The sequence below is a fragment of the Peptoniphilus indolicus ATCC 29427 genome, assembly GCF_000227315.1.
GTDB classification, from domain to species: Bacteria; Bacillota; Clostridia; order Tissierellales; family Peptoniphilaceae; genus Peptoniphilus; species Peptoniphilus indolicus.
The window spans coordinates 1-1,784 of record NZ_JH165095.1 but is presented as its reverse complement, the minus strand read 5'-3'; the positions used below and the strand labels follow the sequence as shown (position 1 = coordinate 1,784).

At 28.1% G+C, this 1,784-nt stretch carries 2 protein-coding genes; both read right to left on the bottom strand.

All coding sequences use genetic code 11. The features are described from left to right. Positions 1-38: 38 nt before the first annotated feature. On the bottom strand, positions 39-500 hold the full coding sequence (locus HMPREF9129_RS10055) for a copper amine oxidase N-terminal domain-containing protein (RefSeq protein WP_004823386.1): 462 nt from the start codon (positions 498-500) through the stop codon (positions 39-41). A 37-nt stretch (positions 501-537) separates the two neighbouring features. After that, the coding region (locus HMPREF9129_RS10050; protein ID WP_004823384.1) for a glycosyltransferase at positions 538-1,784 on the bottom strand (1,247 nt) is incomplete at its 5' end.

Sequence of the window (1,784 nt, the reverse complement as noted above, 5' to 3'; positions counted from 1 at the left end):
ACAGAGCATATTTTAAATACGCTCTGTTTAAATAAATTTTATATATTTTTATTTTCTGTTATCTCTACTAAATCATACATATCAAAATTTTTCCATTCAACTTTAAAATTTAAATTCTCACTTATAAATCTAACAGGAACAAAGTTTATTGAATTTATATTCACAACCTTAGCTCCCATATCTATTGATTTCATATTTGAATTTTTCATCAAATATGCCCTTGAGCTATCTTCAAACATTCTAATTGACACATCGTTGTGATTTATTACAAAACCTGCGCCTCTTTCTTCTGTAGATGGCAAATATTCAACTGTTGCTCCAAGTTTTTCAGCTATCCCTCTCACAGAAACCATCACTCTGCCAGTTTCTTGTTGCAAAAATACACCTGATATATCTTCAAATTGTTTACCCATTATAGAAACTTTCAATTCTCTCTCGCCTGCAAAGCACAGAGAACTCATTATAAAAACACATATTAAAACTGTTATAATTTTTTTCATATTACTCCTAAGTTATTTTTTTGAAATTGTATATTTCTTAACTATTTTCTTCACTTTTACTATAGGCCTTTTTTGGTATGGAAACATATTTATAATTTAGCAAAACTCTCTTGTATAATTCTGATACTTCTTTAGCAAAATTTTCTTTTGAATACCTTTGGGAAGATATGTATGCATTTTTGCTCATTTTATTTCTAATATTTTTATCAAACAAAATTTCTGCCACTTGCTTGAATTCTATATAATTGTTAAAGTAATACCCATTTACTCCATCTTCTAAAAGACCATCTAAGCACTCATCAGGTTTACAAATTAAAGGTAGTGAATTTGCCAGGGCTTCCACAAAAGTCAAGCCTTGTGTTTCACTTTGAGATGCACATAAAAATGCATCTGCAATTCTATAATATTTCCCTACATCATCAGGATTTACCATTCCTGTGAAGATTACTTTAGGATGAGATGTTCTGCTCACTATTTCATCAAAATAAGGGCCTCCACCTACTATTAAAAGTGTTATATTTTCATATTCACTTTGTAACTTCTTAAAATTTTCTATCACTTCATCCAAATTTTTTTCTTTAGCAACTCTTCCTAAAAATATAAATATAAAGTCATCTTTTTGTATTTTATGTCTATCTTTTAAAGAATCTTTTTCTATTGTACTTATTTCTTTTTCAAATTTAGACAAATCAATACCTGTTGGAATTACATCTATGTCTAACTTTATTCCCATGTCAATTAGAGATTCTTTAGCTTTTTTTGTTGGAGCAATTGCTTTTTGACAAGATTTAAAGATTCGTCTTAAAAAAGTATGTAAAATTTTCTCTCCTGTTTTTTGATACTTAATTACGTATTTTATATAGTGCTCATACATTGTATGATATGTATGAACTATTGGACATTTTGCTCCCGTAGCTATAACTCTTGCAAAATTAAATGTTGAAAATTCACTTTGTGTATGTACTATATCCGGTTTCCATTCTATTGCACTTAAAATAACAGGGTCTATTACAGAAAGTGAAGCTCTTATATCCGGATATATTTTCACTGGGAAACTTGATATATAGTATACTCCGTTTTCATAATATGATTTAAATGATTTTGATAAAGTGAGTATTCTAACTTCTATTCCCAATTTTTTTAATTCATCAGATAAATTTAAAACCGAAGTAACCACTCCATTTATCTGCGGTTTATATAAATCTGTAGCTATTAAAACTTTCATTTCTTTCTCCTTCTGATTTATTTTATCAAAAGTGATGTTTCTGTTTCCTAATATAAAAT